Source organism: Streptomyces daliensis, assembly GCF_054782395.1.
The window spans coordinates 1-4,302 of the sequence record NZ_BAAGSO010000041.1; the positions used below are offsets into that span (position 1 = coordinate 1).

3 protein-coding genes and 1 pseudogene are annotated in these 4,302 nt (G+C 67.4%); 1 reads left to right on the forward strand and 3 read right to left on the reverse strand.

What is annotated here, in order from left to right:
• Positions 1-466: 466 nt before the first annotated feature.
• Entirely contained in the window at positions 467-940 is a 474-nt protein-coding gene (locus ACYVOO_RS08990; RefSeq protein ID WP_461015100.1) for a hypothetical protein, read from the reverse strand.
• Between the two features lie 423 nt (positions 941-1,363).
• Positions 1,364-1,657: pseudogene (locus ACYVOO_RS08995) on the reverse strand (IS5 family transposase); the annotation flags it as partial.
• Between the two features lie 351 nt (positions 1,658-2,008).
• Between ACYVOO_RS08995 and ACYVOO_RS09000 the strand changes: the two are divergent.
• The gene (locus tag ACYVOO_RS09000) at positions 2,009-3,136 is read left to right on the forward strand and encodes a hypothetical protein (RefSeq protein ID WP_461015101.1); all 1,128 of its coding nucleotides are present in this window, start codon (positions 2,009-2,011) and stop codon (positions 3,134-3,136) included.
• A gap of 400 nt (positions 3,137-3,536) precedes the next feature.
• Here ACYVOO_RS09000 and ACYVOO_RS09005 read toward each other — a convergent pair whose 3' ends face one another.
• Positions 3,537-4,154, reverse strand: coding sequence for a hypothetical protein (locus ACYVOO_RS09005; protein WP_461015102.1), 618 nt, complete (start codon positions 4,152-4,154; stop codon positions 3,537-3,539).
• Positions 4,155-4,302: the final 148 nt, after the last annotated feature.

Below are 4,302 nucleotides of genomic sequence, written 5' to 3' on the forward strand. Positions count from 1 at the left end.
AACACCTCCCGTGGTCCTTCCTCACCCACACCCGACTGACAATCCATCCCTAACCACCACAGAACTAACGAAAAACTCAGTAAGTGGGCAACCGCAGCCTGCGTCGTCGGGAACCGTGGCTCTCGTGGTGCGCCGTAAGCGGCGGGTTGCAGATCCGAGGGTGGCTCGTAGTCACTGCGCTGGTAGGAACAGTTCGCACGGCGTGCATCAGGGTTGGAGCTCTCCGAGTCCTCACCACCGCGCGGTCCGCCACCGCTGCGGCTCCCGCTTTCCCCGCCCGGGGAACCGCCGGTTCCTCCGGCGGACGGGCCAGCACCCCGCTCCCCCTTCTTCCCAGCGCCCAATTCGCATCCCGGGTACGGGTTCTGGGTGCAGTCGACTGATCCCCACCCATCGTCAGCCAGGGCAGGACCCGCGCTCCCGATCACGGCCATCAGTGCGAGACTGGCAAGGACCGCCTCGCGCTTCAGCATGAGCCGACCCCCTCGACAGCGAAACGGATGACCTTCCACCTGCCATCGGTCTGCTTCTTGACCTCGGCCGTGATCGCGCGTCGCCCGCCGGGCTCATCGTCCGCGAGCTCACCGTTGTCGGTCCGGTACTTCAGCCAGTGTGTGGAATCGCCGCAGTCAGAGATCATCACCGTGCTCGGACCGCTCTTCGGGGCGACGGAAGTCACTTCCGGCGAGTTCTCCGGCTTCCCTTTGGAGACGAGCCCGTTGCGGTGGTCCGCATACATTCCACGGGATATCGCCGCGAGCGCGTCGCCCTTCGCATGCCGTGACAACTTCGGAGAGCGCCAGTCCGAGGTCCTGCCCGCCTCGGCAGTATCCCGCCACATCCCCAAGTACGCCTCCGTGGCCCGCTGACGTGCCACCTCCAGCAGCGACCCGCGCGACGGCGGAGACGAGGCCGACGCGGTGGACGTCGCGGACGACATGTTCGACGAGCCACCTCCGGTTGCCTCACCCGAATCGCACGCGGTCAGGAGCAACACCCCCGCAGCCACGCACACCACCGAACCGGACCGACATCCACGGGATCTGTACGCCATTTCACGCGTCACCGCCACACCACCCCGCCCACGAACAGAACTCACTGCCAGCACACGGACAGACCACGTGTACCGCGCTCACCCGCTCCCACTGCAAGGTGCACACGCGCCACCCCCGGGAGGAACTTCAAAGTGCGGACGACGACCCGTGCAGATTGCCCCGAATTGGTTCCGAGACGACAGTCTTGTGGGGCTCGGTAATCGGTGTGAGCGGACTGGGCAGATAGCCAGTGTCCACCCCCGTGGCAGCCGGGGCCCGCCCGTCGAACTGGCTCAGGCAGCGTCGGCCGCCAAGCCGAACCGGATCGCCCGAGCCAGGTGGCGGCGCAGCATCAGCCAGCCGCAGGCCTGCTCGATGGCCCACCGCTTCGGGGGTCCGGAGGGAAGCCCCTGGCCCCGGGAGTGCGGACGGTGATTTCCATGTCGATGCCGAGAGCGGCAGCGTGCTCAACGAAGTGCTTGCGGTAACCGCCGTCGACCCGGACCTTGCGCAGGCCGGGCTGTTCGGCAGCGACCTGGCCGAGCAATGGGGTGCCCGCCACGGAGTCCTGCACGCCGACCCGCAGTGACCAGCACCGCGAGCAGGAGGCCGAGCGCGTCGGTGGATCGACGTGGAGGACGATGTCGAGGTCGTCATGAACGGGGCGATCGACGACGGGCGGAGACCCGTCGCGCCGAGGTCGATGACGACGGCCGCATCTGGAGCGACTACGACGGCTGACAGCACGCCCCGTACGGCCTACCCCGCCCCCCCATGCACCACCCCCGATGACGGGGGACGGTACGGACTCACAGGGGTGATGTTCGGGCGGGAGGCGGTTGGCGCTTCCGGCCGGGGTGAAGGGTGCTGAGTGACGACAACGCCTATGCCCCGATCGGAGCTCCCCTCTCATGGCTCTCAGTACCGCGATGTTGCGCAGCGCTTTTGATGCCGCGGCGGAAAGTGCCCGCTCCATGCCCAGCGAAGAGGACCTGGGGCCGACGGAGGGGGAGACCCGTGAAGAGCGTGGCGCGCGCAATGAACGGCTGCTGGGTGCGCGTCTGGCCTCCAACAGTTCGGTCAACCTCCTCACGCCGGTGCTGCTGAACGCCTGCCGCAAGAGGAGCGAGGGCGGGTCACTGTCGGATCTGGAGTCGGACCTGGTCGACCTCGTGAAACTCGCCGGTACCAGCCAGGACGAGGTCGCGGGGTGGGGCCGGGCTTTCGCCGCTCTGGATGCCGGGCAGAGCGCGGCGCTCTTCCCCCAGGACACATCCGAGCTCGACGCCGACTCGTCCTACAGCTACGCCGACGCCGCCCGGGACCTTCCCAAGTACTGGGATGTGATCAGCGAGCTTCCCAACGTGATCACGCCCGGTGTGAGCGGGGGTGCCCCGAAGCTGCCGTCGGCCCGGGACGTCCAGCGGTTCGGCTGGAGCCAGGTTCTTCCCACCGGTGACGGCGAGTACCGGGCGGCCATGCCCAAGGGCGGCTACTACCACGCCGCCCTCGTCCAGATCGAGACAGCGACGTGCCACCACCACACCGTCGGAGAGGCGGGGACGGACGAGGTGTACTTCGTCCTTCACTCGGTGGTCGACCGGGGCGTCAACGAGACCACCATGTCGGAGACCGTCGAGAACTTCACCGACGGTGTCACTCAGAGGTACGACCACCTGCATTACGCCGATGGCCTCTTCGACCCGGACAAGTATCCGCCGGCGCCGAAGATGAAGTCGTTCATCGCGATTCTGGAGGGCTGGGAGGAAGACCACGGCAAGAGCAAGGTCCTGGAGAAGATCAAGGAGAAGGCGAACGAGATCAGCGAGAAGCTGATCGGGGGGATCAAGGACCCCAGCAAGAAGAAGGCGCAGATTCAGGCTGCCGTCGGCATCGTCCTGGCCATCGTCGCGCTGTTCGTCGAAGCCTGGTGCGACGACTTCATCGCCCACGAAACCATCGAGGGGGACTACACCAACTTCGAGAACAAGGACGAGAAGTCGGTCACGCTCGTGCGCAAGAACGACTACGGCTACGAGGTCCTCAACTGGGGCAAGTACGAGGCACTCGTGTGGTTCCGGTACGTCAAGGGCCGGACCTGACCACCGGTGGAAGAGGGCCTCGGCCACCGGGACCACCTTCTCTACGGCACGCGTCGTTGAGATCGACCGAGGCGCCAACCGCACCACCGCCTTCGACCCGACGATGTTCCCGGCGGCCCCTCGCTCTCGGTCTAGGCCGTATCGGACCGGCATGCTCGCCTGATGTGGACGAGGGCGTACCCTCCCGAACCCCCTGACGAACAGTTGGAGGATCTTCGCACCTGCCGCGCTGCGGCCGATCCACGTACTGATCGGCCACGCTTACGTAGACGTAGTGATCGTCCCTCGCGCCCGCCTGACTCCACCGTGCGGGATCGGAGGCCGCCATCCTGAAGGGGGAGCTCTCATCGCCCGTCGCCCGGGCAAGAACACCCTCGGCGTGAGTGCTCCCCCAGCACAATCATGCTGTGCGGTCCAAGAACTCGCTGACGGCGGGCACCGATCGGTGGGCGGCGAGCTGGGTGCGCAGACCGGTGAGAGTGGAGGTGCCCCGGGCTGAGGTGACGCCGCCGAGGTGGTCCACGGCCTGGTGGGCGCTCTCCAGCGCGCCGTCGAGGTCGCCCACGGCGATGTGGGCTTCGGCAGTGCGGGTGAGGCGGAGGGCTGCGGCGCGCGGGTATGCCTGGCTGTCGTAGCCCTCGGAGCGGTGGGCAGCGGGGATGGACTCGTAGTGGGTCAGGGCCTTGCGGGGGTGATTCAGGTTCATGGCGTTGCTGGCCGCCCAACTGTGCAACTCGCCCAGGTCCACCCAGTACACGCACGGCGGGTCCTGGTCCGGGGAGCGGTCACGGGCGCGGTCGTAGGCGTCGAAGGCGGCACCTTGGGCGCGGTGGCAGGCACGTTCGTCGCCGGCGCGGGCGTGGGCGCGCGAGAGGCGGGCGTGCAGCATGGCCTCCATGCAGGGTAAACCGGTGCGCCGGGTGCGGCCGAGCGCGTCAGTGGCCAGGTCCGCCGCCCCCGTCGGGTCACCGTTCGAGTAGCGCAGGATCGCCCAGAAGGAGAGGGTGTTCGCGGCCACGGTGCCCTCGTTCGCGGAGGCCGCCGCGCGGAAGGCCGCCATGTAATGCGGAAGGCCGCCATGTAATACTGAGTTTTTCGTTAGTTCTGTGGGTGCAAGGGCGTCGGCGGTGTGAGGATGCTGGGGTGTCTTCCCAGTCGCAGGATGT

Bases quoted from the DNA above. Each gene is read 5' to 3' on its own strand.
- ACYVOO_RS08990 (WP_461015100.1), bottom strand. From the start codon at position 940: ATGTCGTCCGCGACGTCCACCGCGTCGGCCTCGTCTCCGCCGTCGCGC.
- ACYVOO_RS09000 (WP_461015101.1), top strand. From the start codon at position 2,009: ATGCCCAGCGAAGAGGACCTGGGGCCGACGGAGGGGGAGACCCGTGAA.